Annotated in this window: 2 protein-coding genes and 1 pseudogene; 2 read left to right on the forward strand and 1 reads right to left on the reverse strand. The window is 37.0% G+C overall.

The window, feature by feature from the left end; genetic code table 11:
* Positions 1-412: 412 nt before the first annotated feature.
* A pseudogene (locus EWV60_RS05730) lies at positions 413-617 on the forward strand (IS30 family transposase); the annotation flags it as partial.
* Positions 618-729: 112 nt separating this feature from the next.
* Here the strand turns inward: EWV60_RS05730 and EWV60_RS05735 are convergent.
* Entirely contained in the window at positions 730-3,351 is a 2,622-nt protein-coding gene (locus EWV60_RS05735; RefSeq protein ID WP_287231522.1) for an O-linked N-acetylglucosamine transferase, SPINDLY family protein, read from the reverse strand.
* A 90-nt stretch (positions 3,352-3,441) separates the two neighbouring features.
* Here EWV60_RS05735 and EWV60_RS05740 point away from each other — a divergent pair.
* A partial coding sequence (locus EWV60_RS05740) for an RNA-guided endonuclease InsQ/TnpB family protein (RefSeq protein WP_287231524.1) occupies positions 3,442-4,173 on the forward strand: 732 nt, incomplete at its 3' end.

Here is a 4,173-nt window from a genome sequence, read left to right on the forward strand (position 1 = left end):
AAGGGTGATGCAAGGGTTTTAAGAGATTCTAGCAGATTTAAGTGCATTTGGGAAGCTCTCAATCAAGCTAAAAGCCCTTTCCTGTAAGGTTTTTAGATTTATTCAGCAAACCCTAAATATTGTAAAAAAAGTAATTTGGTTCTTCGTTACTTGGTATGGTTCGATATGGGGGCATAAATCGACTAAATCCTTATCTGGTAAAAGACTTAATTGATTAGTTCGCTCTAGATCGAAAATAATTGACAAAAATCGCTAAATGCCTTTCTATATAAGTGTTCCATCCCTTATAACCCCCGTCCATTGCATAACACAAACCGAAGAGCCGAGAGCATCAAGAATACCTATAGGGCCAGACGAGGAAAAAGAAAGAGTCGAAGCGGAGCGAAAAATAAGCGTGGCGCGATTCCGGAGCGTGGCAGCATTGGCCAAGAACAAAACCGCATCGGACATCAACCCTTGTCACCGAAAAACTTTTCCAAGAGATTCCCCCTGACAAAAGAAAAACCGACCCTTGTGACAAGGTCAAAGAATTTTGTGGACATCAAGAGTTGAGTCAGAAACTAGGAGCAGATTTTTATTTTACTACTCCTTATCATTCTTGGGAAAGAGGATTAAACACAGGGTAAGAGTATCTTAAATCCTTGACAAAATGAACTTTATGTGGTTCTCTTCCCCATACCCCACACCCCAACAAACTTTTTGCCGCAAACCCTATGTAACCCTAAAGTTTTATTTACCTTCTCCTACTACAGATTGATAAAATCTTTCTAGACTTTCTACGGAGGTTCGATCGTTAAATACTGTATCGATATTCATTTTAGTATAATCTTTGATTGTTTGTCGCCATTGATTATCTAAACCTAAACGGATAGCAATTTCAATATAGTGATTTTTATCGGTAGCAATTGTCTCGGTTATGCCTAATTTTTTCAAGATAGCATAGGAATGTCGTCCGCGCATAAATTCCCCCAGACAGGTAACAACTGGAAGCTGACAGGCAATTGCTTCGAGGGTGGTATTTCCTCCCGACCAACTTAAGTTATCTAAATAGATGTCTGCTAATAAGTTAAGCTGAAAATAATCATTTTGTTCTAATTGTGGCATCATTACCCCGTAATTTTGCCAATTGAGTCCATACCTATTAAAAGCTTGACTTAATCTCGACTGAAAGCAATGGGTCACAAATTCGCTACGATGACAGATAAAAATAAAGTGGCTGTGGGGAACTTGTCGGGCAATTCTAGGAAAAATATCGTCATTTTCTGGCAGATATTTAAATAAACTTTGACAGTTTAAGTAGATGATTTTATCCTCGGCTAATCCCATCTCTAAACGAGTTTTTCTCTGGGGAGGAAGCGAGGGTTTAGCATAGGCAATACCTAAATTGGATAAGCGAATTAATTTTTCACTGTAGTGATTATCTCCCTCCGTGGGTTCCATTAATTCACTGGAGATAAAATAATCAATGGTTGGTAATCCTGAGGTGATTGGATGTCCCCAAGTTACACATTGTACTGGAGCTAAACGCAATCCTGCTAGTTGGGTAGTACGAGCATCCATACCAATATCTAAATAAACGAGAATATGTAACTGATTATCTAAAATATTTTGAGCAATTTTTTCCATATTAACTAAATTATCAAACTGATAAAAATAATCACTTTGCTCTTGATATTCTCTCGTAAAATTATCACAGGTGTTATTAATATCTATTCCATAACAGTAAATTTCAAATTGCTCTCGATTTCGCCACTGCAACCATCCTTGAAAGAGTTTCGCTACTGTGTGATGACGCAGGTGAGCAGAAATATAGCCAAGGCGAATTTTTCCCGTAGGCATGGTTAGGTTTTTTACCCAATTGGGAAAGTTAACCGAGGCAATTTTATAAACTAATTCTCCATATTTTTTTTGTAGTTCTAAATCATTTTCCGCTTGATATTGAAGATAAAAATTAGTTCTTAATCCAATACTTTTCCACGCCTCCTGTTGTTGATTATTAGTGGTTAAATCAAGATTGGACAAGATATTATCTAACCGTTTCTCGTAGTTTGATCGATATAGCATAATATCTGCTTGAGTTGTGTAAACTATCGGCATTAACCGCATTAATTCTAACTTCAGGGATGGGTGATCGGGAAGATACTCTAAAGCCGATTTAGTTGCTTGAATTGCCACCTTGATCGGATAATTATTTTGTAGTAACCAAATTAGGCGCAAATGTAAATCAATATTTTCTGGATGATAGTTAATGCCTTTTTTATACACTTCTAAAGCTTGTTTTTCTTCTTTAAGAATGAGATGGCAATGGGCGCAATTTAAATAAAAATTGCTGTCCTCTATTTTAATTGCTAATAATTTTTGATAATAGTTTAATGCTAATTGATAGATTTTTCTTTGATAAAAATAATCACCTGAATAAAGATTCGCTCTTTTTTGGTCAGCTTGCAGAATTTCCCAAAGGGAGAGATTTTGACTAATTTCTCGTCTATCTCCTGCCATTTGTTGGGCTGTTTTATAAGCATTTTTTGCTTCTGTCCAAGCTTGTTTAACTAAATAGACATTGCCTAAATTGATATAGAAAGGATAAAAATCTGCCTGGTTATTAATTCCCTGCTGATAGAATTTTTCGGCTGACTCTAGCTGCCCTAATCGATAAAATAAATTGCCCAGTTTATTATAAGCATCGACAAAATTAGCCTTGAGATCAATCGCTTTTTGATAAGCTGATAAAGCTGTATCTGAACGTGATTGTTTTTCTAGCACCATGGCCATGGTATAATGATATAAGGCTTGATTTTCCTCTAAGTTGATGGCTCGTGCCAAACAGTTAAAAGATTCTGTTAGTCGGTTAATTATATAGTATAAATATCCTAAATCGTGCCAGATGTAAGCTAATTGTTCACGCCAAGATAAAATTCTTAAGTAAAAGTCCTCAGCTAAAGTATATTCTCGCCGATTAATTGCCTCTTGCACCTCTTGAAGACAGGAGTTTATCGCAGTCAGGGCATAATTTTCTATCTCTTCATCCCCTTCTATTTCCTCTAATTCTAGCCACTGAAGATAGATTAATTTAGCTTGGCCAAACTGCCAGCAATCAAGATTTCTAATTATCTCTTTTTTGAGCAGCACAATTAAATCCTGACTGGACTCTGATTGTAACAGCCAAAATAACCAAATTTCTTGCGCTGTTGCTTGCTGCTCTAGCAGCAGATAAGCTAATCCCAGATAGGGATAATAATCAGTCACTTCCGGATGAACCGCCAGCGCTTGCTGACAAAATAACAATAACTGATTATAGTCTCCCGATGCTAACATTAGCTCGATCGCTTGTTGGTGATTACTGTTGATCATCGAAAATTTGGGTCTGAAACCCCGTCGTTCTACGACGGCTTTACTGTTAAATATTAGCACATTTACGAAATATATGCTAAAATGTGAGACATGGAAAAAGCCTATTCGTTTCGATTTTACCCCACACCAACACAAGAGTCGCTATTGCGGCGCACATTGGGCTGTGTAAGATTAGTTTACAATAAAGCTCTCCATCTCAGAACACAAGCATGGTACGAAAAGCAAGAAAGAGTAGGATATACTGAAACTTCTTCAATGCTAACTGATTGGAAAAAGCAAGAAGAATTAGAGTTTTTAAACGAAGTTAGCTGTGTACCCTTACAACAAGGGTTAAGACACCTAAAAACAGCTTTTACTAACTTCTTTGCTGGTCGGACTAAGTATCCTAACTTTAAGAAAAAACATCAAGGAGGAAGTGCCGAATTTACTAAATCTGCTTTTAAGTTCAAAGACAAACAAATCTATTTAGCCAAATGCACAGAACCTTTACCTATTCGATGGTCAAGACAAATACCAGACGGATGCGAACCAAGTACAGTAACAGTCAGATTACATCCTTCTGGACGTTGGCATATCTCAATTAGATTTGATGACCCAACGATTAAGCCTTTACCAGTAACAGATAAAGCCATTGGAATTGACTTAGGAATTAGTAGCCTCGTGATTACCAGCGATGGCGATAAAGTGTCTAATCCCAAGCATTTTAAAAAGCATTATCGGAGACTGCGAAAGGCCCAAAAAAGCCTTTCTAGGAAGAAAAAAGACTCAAATAATCGAGAAAAGGCAAGAATCAAAGTAGCCAAGATTCACGCTCAAATCACC

The organism is Microcystis sp. Msp_OC_L_20101000_S702 (assembly GCF_007095705.1).
GTDB classification, from domain to species: domain Bacteria; phylum Cyanobacteriota; class Cyanobacteriia; order Cyanobacteriales; family Microcystaceae; genus Microcystis; species Microcystis ichthyoblabe_A.